Annotated in this window: 17 protein-coding genes; 9 read left to right on the top strand and 8 right to left on the bottom strand. The window is 69.1% G+C overall.

Annotated features, from left to right (window positions below):
* Positions 1-18: 18 nt before the first annotated feature.
* Complete coding sequence (locus OG792_RS03790; protein ID WP_329107356.1) at positions 19-1023, bottom strand: helix-turn-helix transcriptional regulator; 1005 nt, start codon at positions 1021-1023, stop codon at positions 19-21.
* A gap of 137 nt (positions 1024-1160) precedes the next feature.
* On the opposite strand from OG792_RS03790, the gene OG792_RS03785 reads away from it, so the two are divergent.
* A complete protein-coding gene (locus tag OG792_RS03785) occupies positions 1161-1754 on the top strand; it encodes a DinB family protein (RefSeq protein ID WP_329107354.1) in 594 nt (197 codons plus the stop codon).
* Positions 1755-1758: 4 nt separating this feature from the next.
* Entirely contained in the window at positions 1759-2592 is an 834-nt protein-coding gene (locus OG792_RS03780; protein WP_329107352.1) for a winged helix DNA-binding domain-containing protein, read from the top strand.
* A 57-nt stretch (positions 2593-2649) separates the two neighbouring features.
* On the opposite strand, the gene OG792_RS03775 is transcribed toward OG792_RS03780, so the two are convergent.
* Together OG792_RS03775 and OG792_RS03770 are read right to left on the bottom strand one after the other, a co-directional pair.
* On the bottom strand, positions 2650-2832 hold the full coding sequence (locus OG792_RS03775; protein WP_329107350.1) for a DUF397 domain-containing protein: 183 nt from the start codon (positions 2830-2832) through the stop codon (positions 2650-2652).
* A complete protein-coding gene (locus OG792_RS03770) occupies positions 2829-3590 on the bottom strand; it encodes a DUF5753 domain-containing protein (RefSeq protein ID WP_329107348.1) in 762 nt (253 codons plus the stop codon). Before OG792_RS03770 ends, OG792_RS03775 begins: the two co-directional genes overlap by 4 nt.
* Before the next feature lie 268 nt (positions 3591-3858).
* Between OG792_RS03770 and OG792_RS03765 the strand changes: the two genes are divergently transcribed.
* Positions 3859-4632 carry a DeoR/GlpR family DNA-binding transcription regulator gene (locus OG792_RS03765; RefSeq protein WP_329107347.1) on the top strand — a complete coding sequence of 258 codons (774 nt, stop codon included), beginning with the start codon at positions 3859-3861 and terminating at the stop codon, positions 4630-4632.
* A gap of 246 nt (positions 4633-4878) precedes the next feature.
* Positions 4879-5991: a galactose-1-phosphate uridylyltransferase gene (gene galT, locus OG792_RS03760; RefSeq protein ID WP_329107345.1), complete on the top strand. Its 1113-nt coding sequence runs from the start codon at positions 4879-4881 to the stop codon at positions 5989-5991.
* A 330-nt stretch (positions 5992-6321) separates the two neighbouring features.
* Here galT and OG792_RS03755 read toward each other — a convergent pair whose 3' ends face one another.
* The 3 genes from OG792_RS03755 to OG792_RS03745 all read right to left on the bottom strand — a co-directional run bounded on the left by OG792_RS03755 (position 6322) and on the right by OG792_RS03745 (position 9711).
* Positions 6322-7539: an NADP-dependent isocitrate dehydrogenase gene (locus OG792_RS03755; protein ID WP_329107343.1), complete on the bottom strand. Its 1218-nt coding sequence runs from the start codon at positions 7537-7539 to the stop codon at positions 6322-6324.
* Positions 7540-7727: 188 nt separating this feature from the next.
* The gene (mdh, locus tag OG792_RS03750; protein ID WP_329107341.1) at positions 7728-8678 is read right to left on the bottom strand and encodes a malate dehydrogenase; all 951 of its coding nucleotides are present in this window, start codon (positions 8676-8678) and stop codon (positions 7728-7730) included.
* Positions 8679-8850: 172 nt separating this feature from the next.
* On the bottom strand, positions 8851-9711 hold the full coding sequence (locus tag OG792_RS03745; protein ID WP_329107339.1) for a bifunctional methylenetetrahydrofolate dehydrogenase/methenyltetrahydrofolate cyclohydrolase: 861 nt from the start codon (positions 9709-9711) through the stop codon (positions 8851-8853).
* A 556-nt stretch (positions 9712-10267) separates the two neighbouring features.
* On the opposite strand from OG792_RS03745, the gene OG792_RS03740 reads away from it, so the two are divergent.
* The 5 genes from OG792_RS03740 (at position 10268) to OG792_RS03720 (ending at position 16159) form a co-directional block, all read left to right on the top strand.
* Positions 10268-11905: a peptide ABC transporter substrate-binding protein gene (locus tag OG792_RS03740; protein WP_329107337.1), complete on the top strand. Its 1638-nt coding sequence runs from the start codon at positions 10268-10270 to the stop codon at positions 11903-11905.
* Between the two features lie 226 nt (positions 11906-12131).
* Positions 12132-13070 carry an ABC transporter permease gene (locus OG792_RS03735; RefSeq protein WP_329107335.1) on the top strand — a complete coding sequence of 313 codons (939 nt, stop codon included), beginning with the start codon at positions 12132-12134 and terminating at the stop codon, positions 13068-13070.
* A 75-nt stretch (positions 13071-13145) separates the two neighbouring features.
* Positions 13146-14099 (top strand): ABC transporter permease, encoded by a 954-nt coding sequence (locus OG792_RS03730; protein WP_329107333.1) that lies wholly within the window; start codon positions 13146-13148, stop codon positions 14097-14099.
* A 7-nt stretch (positions 14100-14106) separates the two neighbouring features.
* Entirely contained in the window at positions 14107-15144 is a 1038-nt protein-coding gene (locus OG792_RS03725) for an ABC transporter ATP-binding protein (protein ID WP_329107331.1), read from the top strand.
* Positions 15131-16159: an ABC transporter ATP-binding protein gene (locus tag OG792_RS03720; protein WP_329107329.1), complete on the top strand. Its 1029-nt coding sequence runs from the start codon at positions 15131-15133 to the stop codon at positions 16157-16159. Before OG792_RS03725 ends, OG792_RS03720 begins: the two co-directional genes overlap by 14 nt.
* A 67-nt stretch (positions 16160-16226) precedes the next feature.
* Here OG792_RS03720 and purH read toward each other — a convergent pair whose 3' ends face one another.
* On the bottom strand, positions 16227-17798 hold the full coding sequence (gene purH, locus OG792_RS03715; RefSeq protein ID WP_329107327.1) for a bifunctional phosphoribosylaminoimidazolecarboxamide formyltransferase/IMP cyclohydrolase: 1572 nt from the start codon (positions 17796-17798) through the stop codon (positions 16227-16229).
* Entirely contained in the window at positions 17795-18415 is a 621-nt protein-coding gene (gene purN, locus OG792_RS03710) for a phosphoribosylglycinamide formyltransferase (RefSeq protein ID WP_329107325.1), read from the bottom strand. The genes purH and purN overlap by 4 nt, the downstream gene beginning before the upstream one ends.
* Between the last annotated feature and the right edge of the window lie 94 nt (positions 18416-18509).

The following is an 18509-nucleotide window of genomic DNA, read 5'->3' as shown; positions in this document are numbered from 1 at the left end:
CCGCCGCCGGTACGGATCTCAGGTGCCCGACGGTCCGTCGGTCGCCGCGTTGGCGTACCGGCGAGCCAGGTTGGCGAAGGCCGCTCTGAGTTCGGTCGGCCCGATCACCTCGATGTCGGCGTCGAACCTGCCGATGGCGGCGGCCAGGCCCGGCCATGACCACGATTCCAGGACCAGCCGGCAGCGGTCCGGGCCGAGTTCCTCGACAATTCCCTCGCGGCTGTAGCGGGAGACGACGGCGGCCGGAAGGTGGAGAATCACCTCGCCCCGGCAGGGCCAGCCACCGGAGCCGTCGGAGCCCTGGAACCTCCTGGTCACGAAGGTGGCAACGTCCCCTCCCGGCAGCTCACGCGGGGTGAAGCGCGGGCCCGTCGGGGTGCGCGGGATGATCCGGTCGGCGCGGAAGATACGCCAGTCGTCCCGGTCGAGGTCCCAGGCGACGAGGTACCAGCGCCCACCCCAGGTGACGAGGTGGTGGGGCTGCACCCGGCGCAACGTGGTGGCGGCGGGGTCGTCGCCGGGTCCCGGTGGGGCTGTGGCGGTGTAGTCGAAGCGCAGCACCTCGCGGGCGTGGACGGCGGTGCTGACCACCATCAGCACACCACTGTCGGCCTGTGGCCTCGGTCGGATCGCCGGCCGCTCGACGGCGGTGACCCGGAGGGTGTCGATGCGGTGGCGCAGCCGTGCGGGCATGACCTGCCGGACGGTGTTCAGCGCGCGGGTCGCGGCGTCCTCGATGCCGGCACCGGAGGTGGTGGCGATCTGGAGCGCGACGGCGATGGCGACGGCCTGCTCGTCGTCGAACAGCAACGGCGGCAGCCGCGTGCCGGCGTCGAGCCGGTATCCCCCGTCGGGGCCCTTGCTGGCCAGGATGGGATACCCGAGCTCACGCAGGCGGTCGACGTCGCGGCGTACGGTCCGCGGGCTGACGTCCAGCCGCTCGGCCAGCAGCGCCCCCGGCCAGTCCCGGCGCGCCTGGAGCAGCGAGAGCAGCGCCAGCAGTCGCGCTGATGTCTTCGGCACGGCTCCGATACTGCCAGGAGAAGCGGCCACAACCTGTCCGCTTCGGCTGCGAGGGTTTCCCTGCACCGGACAGCCGCTCGTTCACCTGGCCGGCGCCAAACCGCGATGACGAGTACGACCGGAAGGACCAGATCACCATGACCACACCCGTCTCAGGTCTCGATCCCGAGCGGACCGAGCTGCTCGCCGAGCTCGCCAATGCACGATCGGCCCTGACCAAGTCGATCCTCGGGCTCGGCGACGAACAGGCCGGCGAGCGGCCGACGGTCAGCGCGCTGTGCCTGGGCGGGCTGGTAAAGCACGTCGCGTCGATCGAGGAAGGGTGGCTGCGCTTCGTGGTCGAGGGCCCCTCGGCGCTGCCCTACGACCTGCCCGACGGTGTCACCTGGGCCGATTTCACCGCCGGTACCGCACGCGAGTTCCCGCAGTGGGCGATCGACCACCAGAACAACTTCCGGATGCTGCCCGGTGAGACGCTGGCCGAGATCATCACGCGCTACGAGCGGGTCGCCGCCCGGAGCGAGGAGATCATCGCCGCCGTACCCGACCTGTCGGCGACCCATCCGCTACCGGAGGCGCCCTGGCACGAACCGGGAGCGGTGCACAGCGTACGGCGGGTGCTGCTGCACGTGATCGCCGAGACCGCCCAGCACGCCGGGCACGCGGACATCCTGCGCGAGACGCTTGACGCACAGGGTCGGCGATCGGCCGACGAGCCCGCCGAGGCGTGATCCGGTGACGGTGGCGGTACTGGACACTCGGGCGCTCAACCGCGCGACGCTGGCCCGGCAGCTGCTGCTCGATCGCGCCGACCTGCCGGTCCTCGACGCCGTCGCGCACCTCGGCGGCCTACAGGCGCAGGAACCACAGGAACCGTACGTCGGGCTCTGGTCGCGGCTGCGCGCCTTCGACCCGGCGGTGCTCTCGGACCTGCTGACCGGGCGACGCGTGGTACGGGTCCACCTGATGCGCCGCACCGTCCACCTGCTCACCGCCGACGACGTCCTGGCCTGGCGGGCCCGTCACGACGCCATGTTGCGGCAACGGGTGCTCGGCGTCTACCGCCGCGAGCTCGACGGGACAGACCTCGACGAGCTCGCGGCGGCCGGGCGGGCGGTGCTGGCCGACGACCAGCCCCGTTCGATGGCCGAGCTCGCGCGGGCGCTCGCCGACCGCTGGCCGACGGCGGGCCCACGGGCACTGGGCGAGATGCTGATCGCCGCCCTCGTCCCGGTGGTGCAGCTGCCGCCGCGCGGGCTGTGGCGTACCAGGGCGGGGGCGCGTTATCTCCCGCTATCGTCCTGGCTCGGTCGCGAGATCGACCCGCCGAGCCCGGAGGGCACCGATCCGGTCGGCCAGGCGCTGGTACGGCGCTATCTGGCCGCGTACGGTCCGGCGGCAACCGCCGACCTGCGCGCCTGGTCCGGCCTCGCCGGACTGCCGGCTGCGGTGGCCCCGTTGGGCAGCCTCTCCCGGGCCGACCGCACCGCCGTCGCCGAACAGGCCCGGGAACTGGCCGCGTTCCTCTCCGACAACAAAAGCCATCGGGTACGGGTTGCCGCTCGTTGAGTCGGCAACGCCCTCGTGCCGTCCGTCGGGACGACACGAGGGCGTACGCGGGAAGGTTCAGTGACGCTTCGTCAGCTCCACGAAGGCGTGCCAGGCGTCCGGACCGAAGCTGAGCGTGCCGCCGTCGCGGTCCTTGGTGTCCCGGACCAGCACCCGGCCGGGAAGGTTGTCGGCAACCTCCACGCAGTTGCCGCCGTTCGAGCTGCTGCGCGTGCTGGTGCGCCAGTGAGGGCTGATCATCGCTTCATCCATGGCCTGGCCTTCATCAACTCGATCGATTGGTCGCGGGGCAGCGTGTGCCCGCGAACAGCATCCCAGACCCGTACCAGCACGGCCAGTTCGTTCGGTTCGGTCGCGAGCTGACCGGCCAACTGGTTGTCCAGGTACGAGACATCGCGGGAGCCTTCGACGCTGCCGATGACGAATGATCCGGCCTGCCCCGGATAGAGTCCGGCGCTGAACGGAATGATGTGCACGAACAGGTTCGGCCGGCTGGCCATCTCGACCAGGTGATCAAGCTGCTCGTTCATTAGGTCGGGATCGCCTCGTCGCAGTGCCGCCTCGTCCACCACGAAGACGGCGAGCGGCGGCCGGGGCCGGTCGAACACCGCCTTCTGCCGTTCCATCCGTACCTTGACGAACCGCTCCACGTCTTCGGCGGCGATCGGGCCGCTGGCCAGCACCGCGCGGGCGTACGCCTCGGTCTGGAGCAGGCCCGGAATGACGCTCGCCTCGAAGCTCCGGAGTGCGGCCGACTGCGCTTCCGCCTCGCGCCAGGGCCGGAACCACGGGACGTCACGCCGCCGGCCCTGGTCCGGCCAGAGGTCAAGAATCTCCCGCCGGAGGAGTTTGGCCGCGACGATGCGGTGCCGGTTGTGCGGAATCCGCCCCGGCGACAGCCAGCGTCCCACCGTCTTCACGTCGACACCGACCTTCTCGGCCACCATCTGGCAGCTCAGCCCCTGCTCCGCCATTGCCACCCGCAGCTCTTCGTTCACGACCAGACCTCCGTTTAAGACGTGCTGATGCCTACCGACCATAGGGAGTAGCACCGTCTATGTCTGCCCCTTACCGACCAGGCTTTTCAGCAGCAACTTGAGGTGTTCCGGCGCCGTTCCTCAGGACGTCCTGAATGGCCGGGACGTCCTGAGGAACGACCGAAAGCCGCAAGCTTCACGACGTCCGGGAGCCCGCCGGAGCCTCCTCCTCCGCGCGCGGTAATGTTCGTATCTGTTGGATTAAGTGCGACTGCGGGAGGATCGGCTGATGCTCGCCCAACAGCGGCAGGCCGCGATCGTGGACCGGGTACGCAGCACCGGCGGGGTACGGGTGACCGACCTGGCCGGCGAGTTCGGGGTGTCCGACATGACCATCCGCCGCGACCTGGACCTGCTCGCCGAACGGGGTCTGCTGGCAAAGGTGCACGGCGGCGCGACGGCCGCCGAGTCGGGCTCGACCGACGAACCGGGCTTCGCCGCCAAGTCGGCCCGCCAACTCGCCGAGAAGGCGGCCATCGCCGCCACGGCCGCACACCTGGTCCTGCCCGGCATGGCGGTGGCCCTTTCGGCCGGCACCACAACCGCCGCCCTGGCCCACCGGCTGGTGGACACCGCCGGACTGACCGTGGTGACGAACTCGATCCCGGTGGCGGAGGTCTTCCACCGGGCCGGTCGGCCGGACCAGACGGTCGTGCTCACCGGCGGGATCCGTACCCCGTCGGACGCGTTGGTCGGGCCGGTGGCGGTGGCCGCCATCCGTACCCTGCACCTGGACCTGGTCTTCCTCGGCGTGCACGGAATGAGCGTCCGGGCCGGTTACACCACCCCGAACCTCACCGAGGCGGAAACCAACCGAGCCCTGATCGCCTCCGCGGAACGCCTGGTCGTCCTGGCCGACCACACCAAGTGGAACACCGTAGGCATCTCCTCCATAGCCCCCCTGTCCGCCGCCCACACCCTCATCACCAACACCGCCCTCCCCACCCCCGCCCACAAAACCCTCCAAACCCACGTGCGACAGCTCCTAGTCGCGCCGATCTAGGGCAAATACAGGTGAGTTGATCTCCGATCACCTGTATTTGCCCTAGATCGCGTATCCCCCTGCTGCGTGGTCACGGGGTTTGTCGCGATCTTGCAGTTGTGGTGCCCCGATTTGGGGTGCTTGTTCGGGTTTGTGTACGACCGGAAGTGCAAGATCGGCGCGGTGACGGGGGGTGGGGGGAGGGGGGGAGGGGGGTGGCATTTGTTGATCGTTAGTGAGGTGGGACGTGGGATGGGTGGGAGTGGGATGAGGCGGAGAGAGATCAGGCTGGCGGATGGGCGGGAGTTGGTCTACTTCGACGAGCGCGAGGGCGCGGGCGCGGGCGGGGGCGGGGACGGCGGCGGGGAGCGGGGGGAGGTGGATCGGCGGGGGTTGCCTCCGTTGCCGGCGGCTTCGGAGTTGCGGTATGACGCGTTGGTGGACGAGTGGGTGGCGGTGGCGGCGCACCGGCAGACGCGGATCTTTCTGCCCAGTGCCGAGGAGTGCCCGCTCTGCCCGTCGACGCCGACGCACTCCACCGAGATTCCGGCGTACGACTATGACGTGGCGGTGTTCGAGAATCGGTTCCCGTCGTTCAGCAGCCGGGAGGGCGAGCCGGCGGGTGAGCTGACCCCGTTCACTCCGACCCGTCCGGGGGTGGGGCGGTGCGAGGTGGTCTGCTTCACCGCCGACCACAACACGTCGTTCGCCAGCCTGTCGCCGCGACGGGTGCGGACCGTACTGGAGGCGTTGGCGGATCGGACCACGGCACTGTCCGCGCTGCCCGGGGTCGAGCAGGTGTTCCCGTTCGAGAACCGGGGTGAGGAGATCGGCGTCACGCTCCAGCACCCGCACGGGCAGATCTACGCGTACCCGTTCCTGCCGCCCCGGACGCGGGCGCTGCTGGCCGCCGCCGGCCGGCACGCCGAGCGGACCGGCGGCCGCAACCTGTACGCGGACGTGCTCGCCGCCGAGCGTACGGCCGGGGACCGGGTGGTGGCCGCGAACGAGCACTGGACCGCGTACGTGCCGGCGGCCGCGCGCTGGCCGTTCGAGGTGCACCTGGCTCCGCACCGGGCGGTGCCCGACATTCCGGCGTTGGACGAGGCGGAACGGGACGCCTTCGGGCCGCTCTACCTGGATCTGCTGGGCCGATTCGACCGGCTGTTCGACATGCCGATGCCGTACATCTCGGCCTGGCACCAGGCGCCGGTGCGCGAGGGCCGGGAGCGCAGTCACCTGCACCTGCGGTTGTTCAGTATCCGGCGGGCGGCGGACAAGTTGAAGTACCTGGCCGGTTCGGAGTCGGCGATGGGCGTGTTCGTCAACGACATCCGGCCGGAACAGGCGGCTGAGCGGCTGCGCCAGGCCGCCGGCTAGCCGGGAGCGAAAGCGGAGAAAGAGGGTGCGGGGGGCCCGGGACAGGGCCCCCCGCAGGGAAGGGACGGCTGGCTGTGCGCAACAGCCGGGAGGGCTGCCCGACCGGCGCCGTTTCCGGCGACATCGAGTGGCTGGTCCTCCTGGACGCGACTGGCATCACGTCCACCCTGGTCAACGAGCGCGGGCCGGCGCCGGTAACGGGGCCACCAGTTCGATCTTGGCGTACGTCGATATCACGCCGACCCGGCCGACGGCCGCTACCCACGGGTACGCGAGAGCCCGCCGGCGGCCTGCCGGCGGGCTCTCGGAAACGCGGTCGAAATTCGAGAATCAGGCGCCGAGCTTCTTCGCCAGGTTCTCGTCCAGCGCGGCCATGAACTCGTCCGTGCTGAGCCACGGGGCGTCCCGCGAGATGAGCAGGGCGAGGTCCTTGGTCATCTGACCGCCCTCGACCGTCTCCACGCAGACCTGCTCCAGCTTCTCGGCGAACTCGGTGACCGCCGGGGTGCCGTCGAGCTTGCCCCGGTGCGCCAGCCCACGGGTCCAGGCGAAGATCGACGCGATCGGGTTGGTCGACGTCTTCTCGCCCTTCTGCCACTGCCGGTAGTGCCGGGTGACCGTGCCGTGTGCCGCCTCGGCCTCGACCGTACGGCCGTCCGGGGTCATCAGCACCGAGGTCATCAGGCCCAGCGAGCCGAAGCCCTGCGCGACGGTGTCCGACTGCACGTCACCGTCGTAGTTCTTGGCGGCCCAGACGAAGCCGCCCTCCCACTTGAGCGCGGCGGCGACCATGTCGTCGATCAGCCGGTGCTCGTAGGTGATCCCGGCGGCGTCGAAGTCGGCCTTGAACTCGGCCTCGAAGACCTCGGCGAAGATGTCCTTGAACCGGCCGTCGTACGCCTTCAGGATCGTGTTCTTGGTCGACAGGTAGACCGGGTAGTTGCGGTCCAGGCCGTACCGCAGGGAGGCGCGGGCGAAGTCGCGGATCGACTCGTCGAAGTTGTACATGCCCATCGCGATGCCGCCGCCGGGGAACTTGGCGATCTCCATCTCGACCGGCGCGCTGCCGTCGGCCGGAGTGTAGGTGATGGTCACCGTGCCCGGTCCGGGGACCACGAAGTCGGTCGCCTTGTACTGGTCGCCGTGCGCGTGCCGGCCGATGATGATCGGCTTGGTCCAACCGGGCACCAGGCGCGGCACGTTGGACATGATGATCGGCTCACGGAAGACGACGCCGCCGAGGATGTTGCGGATGGTGCCGTTCGGCGAGCGCCACATCTTCTTGAGGCCGAACTCCTCGACCCGGGCCTCGTCCGGGGTGATGGTCGCGCACTTCACGCCGACGCCGTGGGTCTTGATGGCGTTGGCCGCGTCAACGGTGACCTGGTCGTCGGTCTCGTCGCGGTACTGGATCGACAGATCGTAGTAGTGCAGGTCGACGTCGAGGTAGGGCAGGATCAGCTGCTCCCGGATCTGCTTCCAGATGATCCGGGTCATCTCGTCGCCGTCGAGCTCTACGACCGGGTTGGTTACCTTGATCTTCGCCATCGGCCGGGCGCTCCTCTCGGGGGACTCATGCTCAAGCAGTACGAGCGTACTGGCTCTGCCTGATGCCGCACGCCCGGCCTACCTCGGCCCACCGCCATTTCCCCCGATACACGGAAAGAGTGGCAGCCCAGGGTCGGACAGCCACTCTTTTCCGGTGATCACCTCCGCCCGCGCGGGCGAAAGCTCGATCAGAGGTTCGCGATGTCGCCCTGCTTGGCCCGGACCGCCTCGGCCGCGGCCTTGAGGCTGGCCAGCTCGTCGGCGTCCAAGTCGGTGGTGACGATCCGGCGGACACCCTCGCGGCCCAGCTCGGCCTCGACGCCGAGGTAGACCCCGGAGATGCCGTAGTCGCCGTCGACCCAGGCGCAGACCGGCATGACCTCGCCGGAGTCGGTCGCGACGGCCTTCGCCATCCGGGCTGCGGCGGCGGACGGGGCGTAGTACGCCGAACCGGTCTTGAGCAGCGCGACCACCTCGGCGCCACCGTTACGGGTACGGACCACCAGCTCCTCGATCTTGGCGTCCGAGAGCACCTCGCGCAGCGGCTTGCCGTCGACAGTGCTGCGCGACGGGACCGGAACCATGGTGTCGCCGTGCGAGCCGAGCGTGAGGGTCTTCACCGAGGCCACCGGTACGCCGAGCTCCTCGGCCACGAAGGTGGTGAACCGGGCGGTGTCCAGCATGCCGGCCTGGCCGAGCACCCGGTTCTTCGGGAACTGGGTGGCGAGCTGCGCCATCGCGGTCATCTCGTCCAGCGGGTTCGAGACGACGATGACCACCGCGTTCGGGGCGAACTTGGCCACGCTCTCGGACACCACACGTACGATCTTGGCGTTCGTGGCGAGCAGGTCCATCCGGCTCATGCCCGGCTTGCGCGGCAGGCCGGCGGTGATGACCACCACGTCGGAGCCCTCGATGGCCTCGTAGCCCTCGCCGTTCGGGCCGGTGGTCTGGCCGACCACCTTGGTCTCGAAGCCCTCGATCGGCCGCGACTGGTTGATGTCCAGCGCCAGCCCCTCGGGCTTTCCTTCGATGATGTCGGTGATCACGACCGTGTCGAAGACGTCGTACTCCGCCAGGCGCTGTGCGGTCGTCGAGCCGTAGAAACCGGCGCCGACGACGGTGACCTTTTTGCCCATGGTCGTCCCACTCTCTGTTACCGACGGGTTCTTTTCCGGACCGTATCAGCCAACGGACCACCGGTCCGGCCAGGGGCTGATTTGCCTGATCGTCCCCGGCTGACCGATCCGGCCGGGACCCGCCCGACCGGTCCACCGACGTCCACGGCGGTCCGCTGTCCGGGTACCCCGGTCAGCCGAGTTCAGCCCGTTCGACCACGTTGGTGAGCAGCATGGCCCGGGTCATCGGTCCGACTCCGCCGGGCATCGGCACCATCGCGCCGGCCACCTCGGCGACCTCGGCGGCGATGTCGCCGGTGTAACGGCCCTTGCCGTCCGGGCCGATCACGCGGGTGATGCCGACGTCGACCACGGTGGCGCCGGGCCGGACCATGTCGGCGGTGAGCAACCCCGGTACGCCGGCCGCCACGATCACGATGTCGGCGTTACGGGTGTGCTTGGCGAGATCCAGCGTGCCGGTGTGACAGAGGGTGACGGTGGCGTTCTCGCTGCGCCGGGTCAGCAGCAGCCCGAGCGGGCGACCCACGGTGTTACCTCGGCCGACCACCGCGACCTCGGCCCCGCGCAGCGGTACGTCGTGCCGGCGGAGCAGCTCGACGATGCCGCGCGGGGTGCACGGCAGCGGGCCGTCGTAGCCCAGCACCAGCCGGCCCAGGTTGACCGGGTGCAGCCCGTCGGCGTCCTTCTCCGGATCGATCAGCTCCAGCACCCGCTGGGTGTCCAGGTGCCGGGGCAGCGGCAGCTGGACGATGTAGCCGTGGCAGGCGGGGTCCGCGTTGAGTTCGGCGATGACCTCGTCCACCTGCGCCTGGGTGGCGTCGGCGGGCAGTTCGCGGCGGATCGAGGCGATGCCCACCTCGGCGCAGTCGCGGTGTTTCCCGTTGACGTACGCCTGCGAGCCGGGATCCGCGCCGACGAGTACGGTGCCGAGCCCGGGGACCAGGCCCTGCTCGGCGAGGGCCTTCACCCGCACCCGTAGCTCGTCCTTGATTTCCGCCGCGGTTGCCTTGCCGTCCAGAAGGGTCGCCGTCACGCCCCTGATCGTCTCACGACGGGCGGCCCGGCTTCCCGGACACCCGGTTGACCGACTCCCGGCCGACCCGCTGACCGGCTCCCGGCCGACCCGGTGTCCGGCTCCCGGCCGACCCGGTGTCCGGCTCCCGGCCGACCCGGTGTCCGGCTCCCGGCCGACCTGCACGCGCGATCACGTAACCAAAGATGATGTAACTTTCTGTAACCGTGTCGTTCGTCACTCCGGGTAGGGGACTGTGGAGTTGTCCACAATCTGGACGTCCAGCCGGGCATAAGCCGGACAAACCCCAGGTGGTATAGCCCACGCGGCGATCACCGCCGATTGCGTGGTTCGGGTAAGCAAATGACGAAATACGGCGATAGATGGTGCCGTTCGCGCCGGATCTTCTTTACCAGAGGTCAGCCCATGCCGCAAGCAGACTCCCAGGGGCTCGTTATTCAGTCGTAATCTACTGGTTTGGACTAGGGTGCCGGCGCGGCCTACCTTTGCCGAGCGTTGCGCAGAGTGACCCGTACCCGGGACCTCGCTGCCCAGCGTGAGGAGATGAGGAGGCTCAATGCAGGTCCGTAGGCTCGCTGCCTGGGCCGCCGTACCGCTCGTCGCAACCCTGGGCCTCGCGGCCTGTGGCAGCGGCGACGACGGCGGTTCCGGGGAAAGCAACCCCAACGCTACGGTGTCGATCCAGATCGGCGAACCGCAGCACCTGATCCCGACCAACACCACCGAGACGAGCGGGAACCAGGTCCTCAGCGCCCTGTTCACCCCGCTGGTGGACTACGACGCCCAGAACAAGCCGTACGAGGTTCAGGCGGAGTCGATCCAGAGCACCGACAACACCACCTGGACGATCAAGCTGAAGGACGGCTACACCTTCCACAACGGTGAGAAGGTCACGTCCGACAGCTACATCAACGCCTGGAACTACGGCGCTTATGCCCCGAACGGCCAGGGTGCCAGCTACTTCTTCGAGAAGATCGCCGGCTACACCGACCTCCAGGCGACCGACCCGGACGGCGACGGCCCGCAGAAGGCGCCGGAGCCCAAGGCGAACACCATGAGTGGCCTGAAGAAGGTCGACGACCTGACCTTCACCGTCACGCTCTCCGCGCCGTACAGCGAGTTCAAGACGATGCTCGGGTACAACGCGTTCTACCCGCTGCCGAACGCCGCCTTCTCCGCCCCCGGCGTGATCAAGGACGGCTTCGAGGACGCCATCATCGGCGATGGCCCCTTCAAGATCAAGGGCACCTGGCAGCACGACGCCAAGGTCGAGGTCGAGCGTTACGACGCCTTCCCCGGCGAGAAGCCGAAGGTGGGCGGCGTCGAGTTCCGGATCTACCAGCAGCTGACCGCCGCGTACGCGGACGTGATCTCGGACAACCTGGACGTCGTCCCGACGATCCCGACCGAGAACCTGACCAGCGTGGCGAGCGACCTCGGTGACCGGTTCCAGCAGAGCCCGGCGTCGTCGTTCCAGTTCCTGGCCTTCCCGACGTTCGACCCGGCGTACAGCAAGCCCGAGGTGCGCAAGGCGATCTCCGAGGCGATCGACCGCGACGAGATCATCAAGTCGGTCTTCAAGGACTCCCAGCAGTCCGCCCGCTCGTTCGTCTCGCCGGTTGTCGCCGGGTACCGGGACAACACCTGCGGCGCCGCCTGCGAGTTCAACCCGACCAAGGCCAAGTCCGAGTACGCGGCCGCCGGCGGTCCGGCGAAGATCACGATCTCGTACAACGGCGACGGTGGCCACAAGGACTGGGTCGACGCGACCTGCAACCAGCTCAAGACCAACCTGGGTGTGGACTGCGTCGGCGCTGCCGAGCCGAAGTTCGCCGACCTGCTGGACAAGGTCGAGAAGAAGCAGCCGGTCGGCATGTTCCGGCTCGGCTGGATCATGGACTACCCGTCCATGGAGAACTACCTCGGCCCGCTCTACACCACGAACGGTTCGTCGAACTACTACGGCTACAGCAACCCGCAGTTCGACGCGCTGGTGAAGGAAGGTGTCTCGGCCGGCACCCCGGACGAGGCGATCAAGAAGTACCAGGCGGCCGAGGACATCCTGGCGAACGACCTGCCGGTTATCCCGCTCCGCTTCGGTCAGAACAACTTCGGCTATTCGAGCAAGGTCAAGAACGTCGAGATCGACCTGTTCCAGCGGGTCAATCTGACCAAGATCGAGGCCGTCAGCTGAGCTGACCCCCCGAATCTGGTCCCAGCCATCCGGTAATCCCGCTGGCTCGGGCCGTGGATGGAGCAGTCCGGCGTCGCCCAAGAACGCCGACGCCGGACTGTTCCGCCGGGCACACCCCCGCAGGGTGTTCACCGCCGAATCGTCCGGGCCCGGGGCCCGGATACTTTCGTACGCCGAAAACATCGTTCGTACGACTTTCATCCATATTCGGAGAGAAAGCTAAGGTATGTTCCGCTATATTGTGCGGCGCCTGTTACAGATGGTCCTGGCCTTCTTCGGGACCACTCTGATCGTCTACGCGCTGATGTTCGCCGGCCAGGGCGACCCCATCCAGGCACTTGCCGGCGAGCGGCCGGTCACCCCCGCCCAGCGGGCATACCTGACCGAGACATTCCATCTCGACAAGACCGGGGTCGGCGGCTTCTTCTACCGCTACTTCGACTACATCGGCAACCTGCTCCGGGGCGACCTCGGCATGTCGCTGACCCAGCGCAAGATCAGCGACATGATCTCCACCGCCTGGCCGGTCACGCTGAAGCTCGCCCTGATCGGCATCGCCGTCGCGATCATCTTCGGCGTCACCGCCGGGGTCATCGCCGGTATCCGCCGGGGTGGCTTCTTCGACAACGCGACGCTGCTGCTCACCCTGCTGGTGCTCGGCATCCCCACCATCGTGCTGGCCCCGCTCGCGCAGTACTTCCTCGGCGTGAAGCTCGGCTGGTTCCCGCCGACCGCCGGCGCGCAGCCGAGTTTCTACGCTCTACTGCTGCCCGGCATCGTGCTCGGGTCGCTCTCGCTGGCCACCGCGCTGCGACTGACCCGTACGTCGGTCGCCGAGAACATGCGCTCCGACTACGTACGGACCGCGAAGTCCAAGGGCCTGCGCCGACGCCGGATCGTCGGCGTGCACGTACTGCGGAACTCGCTGATCCCGGTGGTCACCTTCCTCGGCGTCGAGCTGGGCAACCTGATGAGCGGCGCGATCATCACCGAGGGCGTGTTCAACATCCCCGGCATCGGATTCAACCTCTTCCGCGGCATCCGTACCGAGGACGGGCCGCTGGTGGTCGGGATCGTCAGCATCCTGGTCGTGGTCTACCTGGTCTGCAACCTCGTGGTCGACGTCCTCTACGCCGTACTCGACCCGAGGATCCGCTATGTCTGAGCGCCCCCGGACATCCGAGTACCGGTTCGACCAGCGCGGTGAGCGCGACACGTACGAGCGCAGCGAGGTGCAGGCATGAGTGACTTCAACACGGTCGCCGCGACCGAGAACCCGAGCGCGCGACGCGGACCCACCGGTGAGCCGGGCAAGCCCGGCAAGGTGGAGGTGCACAAGCCGCGCAGCCTGGCCGGCGACGCCTGGCGCGACCTGCGCCACAACCCGATCTTCTGGATCTCGCTCACCCTGGTCGTCATCGTCACCCTGATGGCGGCCTTCCCGAGCCTGCTCACCGCGAACGACCCGACCGACTGCACGCTGTCCCGACAGCACCAGGGCCCGACCGGCGGCGCCATCTTCGGCTACAACTTCCAGGGCTGCGACATCTACGCCCGCTCGGTGTACGGCGCCCGCGCGTCGCTCCTGGTCGGCGCCCTGTCCGCCCTGCTCACCGGCATCATCGCCGTGGTGGTCGGGATGCTCGCCGGCTACTTCGGCGGTTGGGTCGACGCCGTGCTCTCCCGGGTCATCGACATCGTCCTGGGCCTTCCGCTGCTGCTCGCCGCGATCGTGCTGCTCAAGCGGATCAACAGTGACAACCAGTGGGCCCGGATCTCCGCACTGATCTTCGTGCTCGCCATCCTCGGCTGGACCACCGCCGCCCGGGTGATCCGGTCCTCGGTGATCAGCGCCAAGCAGCAGGACTACGTCGCGGCGGCCCGGATGCTCGGTGCCGGCAACGGCCGGATCATGTGGCGACACATCCTGCCGAACTCGCTCGCCCCGGTGATCGTGGTGCTCACCATCGCGCTCGGTGCGTTCATCGCCGCCGAGGCCACCCTCTCCTTCCTCGGGATCGGCCTCAGGGAACCGACGATCTCGTGGGGTATGGACATCGACGCCGGCCGAGTGCACATGCGGGAAGCCGCCACCCCGCTGATCGTCCCGTCCACGTTCCTCGCCCTGACGGTGCTCGCGTTCATCATGCTCGGCGACGCCATCCGCGACGCCTTCGACCCGAAGCTGCGGTGATCAAATCATGAGCTACCTTTCCGCCCAGCCCGTCGCGTCGCCGTCCGCCCGAGGCGACCACCCGCACCTGCTTGAGGTACGGGACCTGCACGTCGAGTTCCGTACCCAGGACGGCGTGGCAAAGGTGATCAACGGTGTCTCGTACCACCTGGACGCCGGGGAGACCCTGGCCGTGCTCGGTGAGTCGGGCTCCGGCAAGTCGGTCACCGCTCAGGCGATCATGGGCATCCTGGACATGCCACCGGCCGTCATCCCGTCCGGCGAGATCCTCTACGACGGCAGCGACCTGCTCAAGATGCCCGAGGAGCAGCGCCGGCAGGTTCGCGGCAAGCAGATCGCGATGATCTTCCAGGACGCGCTCTCCGCCCTGAACCCGGTCTTCCCGGTCGGCTGGCAGATCGGCGAGACGCTGCGCCAACGCGAGGGCATGTCCCGCACCGACGCCCGCCGACGCGCGATCGAGCTGATGGAACTGGTGAAGATCCCGGCGGCGAAGCAGCGGGTCGGCGACTACCCGCACCAGTTCTCCGGCGGCATGCGCCAGCGCGTCATGATCGCGATGGCGCTGGCGCTGAACCCGCGGGTGCTGATCGCCGACGAACCCACCACCGCGCTCGACGTCACCGTGCAGGCCCAGATCATGGACCTACTCGGCGACCTGCGCCGGGAACTCAACATGGCGATGATCCTGATCACCCACGACCTCGGTGTGGTCGCCGACGTCGCCGACCGGATCGCCGTCATGTACGCCGGCCGGATCGTCGAACACGCCGACGTCCACTCGCTGTACTCGTCTCCCGGCCACCCGTACACCAAGGGTCTGCTGGAGTCGATTCCCCGGCTGGACCAGCGCGGCCACGAACTCTCCACCATCAAGGGCCTGCCACCGAACCTGATGCGGATCCCCTCGGGCTGCCCCTTCCACCCGCGCTGCCCGTACGCCCAGCAGGTCTGCGTCGACGTCGTGCCCGCCAACCGGGACCTCGGCAACGGCCGGACCAGCGCATGTCACTTCGCCCAGGAGGTCCTCGATGGCCGGCTCTAGCGCAACCAAGGTGCGCGGCGAAACGATTTTGCAGGTCGACAACGTCGTCAAGCACTTCCCGATCACCCAGGGAATCGTCTTCAAGAAGCAGATCGGCGCCGTCAAGGCGGTCGACGGGGTGAGCTTCGAACTGCGTCGCGGCGAGACCCTCGGCGTGGTCGGCGAGTCCGGCTGCGGAAAGTCGACGCTCGCCCGGCTGCTCATGCGGCTGGAGACGCCGACCGGCGGCCGGGCCATGCTGGAGGGACAGGACATCTTCAAGATGTCCGGCTCCGGCCTGCGCCGGCTGCGCCGCAACGTGCAGATGGTCATGCAGGACCCGTACACGTCGCTGAACCCGCGGATGACGGTCGGCGACATCATCGGCGAGCCGTACGAGATCCACCCCGAGGTGGCGCCACGCGGCGACCGCGGCCGGCGGGTACGTGAACTGCTCGACATCGTCGGGCTGAACCCGGAGCACATCAACCGGTACCCGCACCAGTTCTCGGGTGGGCAGCGGCAGCGGATCGGGATCGCCCGTGCGCTGGCGCTCAACCCCGAGGTGATCGTCTGTGACGAGCCGGTGTCGGCGCTGGACGTGTCGATCCAGGCTCAGGTGATCAACCTGCTGGAGAAGCTCCAGGACGAGCTGGGCCTGTCGTACGTCTTCATCGCGCACGACCTCTCGGTGGTACGGCACATCGCCGACCGGGTGGCGGTGATGTACCTCGGCAAGATCGTGGAGATCGGTACGAACGAGGAGATCTACGAGCGGCCGACCCACCCGTACACCCAGGCGCTGCTGTCGGCGGTGCCGGTGCCGGACCCGTCGGCCCGCGCCCACCGCGAGATCATCCGGCTGACCGGGGACGTGCCGTCGCCGGCCGACCCGCCGTCGGGTTGCCGGTTCCGTACCCGGTGCTGGAAGGCCCAGGACATCTGCGCCACCCAGGACCCACAGCTGGTGCTGCGGGCGGTCGACCCGCACCCGTCCGCCTGCCACTTCGCCGAGCTCAAGCAGGTCGTGGCCTGACGTGTGGTGAAGGGCCCCTTCTCATCGCTTTCGACGGGAAGGGGCCCTCGCTACGTTCCGGGGGCGATCAGTGGAAGAAGTGCCGGGTGCCGGTGAAGTACATGGTCAGGCCGGACTGCTGGGCGGCGGCGATGACCTCGTCGTCGCGTACCGAGCCGCCGGGCTGGACCACCCCGCGCACCCCGGCGTCGAGCAGCACCTGCAACCCGTCCGCGAACGGGAAGAAGGCGTCGGAGGCGGCAGCCGCGCCCCTGGCCCGGTCGGCACCCGCCCGGGAGACCGCCAACCGCGCCGAGTCGACCCGGTTGACCTGCCCCATTCCCACGCCGACGGTGGCGCCGTCGGCGGCGAGCAGGATCGCGTTGCTCTTCACCGACCGGATCGCCCGCCAGGCGAAGACCAGGTCCCGCAGCAACTCCGGCGCCGCCGCGTCGCCGGCGGCCAGCCGCCAGGTGGCCGGGTCGTCACCGGGGGCATCGATCCGGTCTGCCGACTGGGTCAGCACCCCGCCGCTGACCGCCCGCCACTCGACCGACGCCGGCTGCCAGGCGGGCACCCGGAGCAGCCGGATGTTCTTCTTGCCCGCGAGCACCTCGACCGCACCGTCGGCGAACGCCGGGGCGACCACCACCTCGGTGAAGATGTCCGCGATCTGCTTGGCCAGCTCGACCGAGACCGGCTGGTTGACCGCGATCACGCCACCGAACGCCGACACCGGGTCGCAGGCGTGCGCCTTGCGGTGCGCGTCGGCAACGTCGACGCCGGTGGCGATGCCGCACGGGTTCGCGTGCTTGATGATCGCCACAACCGGCACGTCCGAGCCGAAGTCGTTCGCCGCCCGCCAGGCCGCGTCCGCGTCGACGTAGTTGTTGTACGACATCTCCTTGCCGTGCAACTGCCGCGCCTGCGCCAGCCCGGCGGGAGCGGCCGGGTCCAGGTAGATGGCGGCCCGCTGGTGCGGGTTCTCGCCGTACCGCAGGGTCGCGCCACGACGCAGGGCGAGCCCGGAGAAGTCCGGCCACTCCGGTTCCGACGCCAGCCCCCGGGCGAACCACTGGGCCACCGCCACGTCGTACTCGGCGATGTCGGCGAAGGCCCGCGCCGCGAGCGCGCGCCGCTCGCCGAGGGTGAAACCGCCGTCGGCCAGGGCGTCCAACACCGACGGGTACGACTGGACCGAGGTCACCACCGCCACCGACGCGTGGTTCTTGGCCGCGGCCCGGACCATCGCCGGACCGCCGATGTCGATCTGCTCCACGCAGGCGTCGAAGTCCGCGCCGGAGGCGACCGTCTCGGTGAACGGGTACAGGTTCGACACCAGCAGGTCGAACGGGGCGATGCCCAACTCGGCGAGCTGCGCGGCGTGCCTGTCCAGCCGCAGGTCGGCGAGGAGACCGGCGTGCACCTTCGGGTGCAGCGTCTTGACCCGCCCGTCCAGGGTCTCGGGGAAGCCGGTCAGCTCCTCGACCTGGGTCACCGGGACACCGGCACCGGCGATGGTGGCGGCGGTGCTGCCCGTCGACACGATCTCTACCCCGGCGGCGTGCAGCGCCTGGGCCAACTCAATCAGCCCGGTCTTGTCGTACACGCTGACCAGCGCGCGGCGCAGCGCCCGCCGGCCGTCCGAAGTGGTGCTCATGGGATCGTGACCTTTCTTCCGGTGATGGTCCAGCCCTCGCGGACCAGCCGGCCGACCTGCTCGACGAGCTGTCGGCGCTCGGCAACCTTGATGCGTTCGGTGAGGGATTCCTCGTCGTCGTCATCGAGCACCGGCACCGTCACCTGGGCGACGATCGGTCCGGTGTCGACGCCGGCGTCGACGAAGAAGAGCGTGGCCCCGGCGACCTTCACCCCGTAGGCGAGCGCGTCACGCGGGCCGTGGATGCCGGGAAAGGCGGGCAGCAGCGCATTGTGCGTGTTCAGGTAACGGTCACCGAAGGCGGCGAGGAAGTGCGGGCCGACGAGCTTCAGGAAGCCGGCGGAGACCACCAGGTCGGGCTTGTGCTCGGCGACGTGCGCGGCGAGCGCCCGGTCCCACTCGTCCCGATCGGCGTACGCCTTGAGCGGGTCGACGAAGACCGGCACCCCGGCGGCGGTGGCCCGGTCGAGTCCGGCGATGCCGTCGCGGTCCGCGCCGACGGCGACCACCGAGGCGCCGTACGCCGGGTCGGTGGCCGCGTCGAGCAACGCCTGGAGGTTGCTACCGGACCCGGAAATGAGGACGACAACTCGGGCGGCCGACACGGGCTCAGTCACCCGAGCACCCTATCGGGCAGCTCAGCCCCGCTCTGCGGCGGCTCACGGTAGTCCCCCGGCCGTGGCCGCGGGTTCCCGTCAGGGCAGGCGAAGG

It is taken from the genome of Micromonospora sp. NBC_01699 (assembly GCF_036250065.1).
Lineage (GTDB): Bacteria > Actinomycetota > Actinomycetes > Mycobacteriales > Micromonosporaceae > Micromonospora_G.
The sequence above is the reverse complement of the archived record's forward strand: the minus strand, read 5'-3'. Positions and strand labels throughout refer to the sequence as shown.

What these genes read in the sequence shown, in the direction of transcription:
- OG792_RS03785 (WP_329107354.1), top strand. Translation starts at nt 1,161, where the DNA reads ATGACCACACCCGTCTCAGGTCTCGATCCCGAGCGGACCGAGCTGCTC.
- OG792_RS03775 (WP_329107350.1), bottom strand. Translation starts at nt 2,832, where the DNA reads ATGATCAGCCCTCACTGGCGCACCAGCACGCGCAGCAGCTCGAACGGC.
- OG792_RS03765 (WP_329107347.1), top strand. Translation starts at nt 3,859, where the DNA reads ATGCTCGCCCAACAGCGGCAGGCCGCGATCGTGGACCGGGTACGCAGC.
- galT (WP_329107345.1), top strand. Translation starts at nt 4,879, where the DNA reads ATGAGGCGGAGAGAGATCAGGCTGGCGGATGGGCGGGAGTTGGTCTAC.
- OG792_RS03755 (WP_329107343.1), bottom strand. Translation starts at nt 7,539, where the DNA reads ATGGCGAAGATCAAGGTAACCAACCCGGTCGTAGAGCTCGACGGCGAC.
- mdh (WP_329107341.1), bottom strand. Translation starts at nt 8,678, where the DNA reads ATGGGCAAAAAGGTCACCGTCGTCGGCGCCGGTTTCTACGGCTCGACG.
- OG792_RS03740 (WP_329107337.1), top strand. Translation starts at nt 10,268, where the DNA reads ATGCAGGTCCGTAGGCTCGCTGCCTGGGCCGCCGTACCGCTCGTCGCA.
- OG792_RS03735 (WP_329107335.1), top strand. Translation starts at nt 12,132, where the DNA reads ATGTTCCGCTATATTGTGCGGCGCCTGTTACAGATGGTCCTGGCCTTC.
- OG792_RS03730 (WP_329107333.1), top strand. Translation starts at nt 13,146, where the DNA reads ATGAGTGACTTCAACACGGTCGCCGCGACCGAGAACCCGAGCGCGCGA.
- OG792_RS03725 (WP_329107331.1), top strand. Translation starts at nt 14,107, where the DNA reads ATGAGCTACCTTTCCGCCCAGCCCGTCGCGTCGCCGTCCGCCCGAGGC.
- OG792_RS03720 (WP_329107329.1), top strand. Translation starts at nt 15,131, where the DNA reads ATGGCCGGCTCTAGCGCAACCAAGGTGCGCGGCGAAACGATTTTGCAG.
- purH (WP_329107327.1), bottom strand. Translation starts at nt 17,798, where the DNA reads ATGAGCACCACTTCGGACGGCCGGCGGGCGCTGCGCCGCGCGCTGGTC.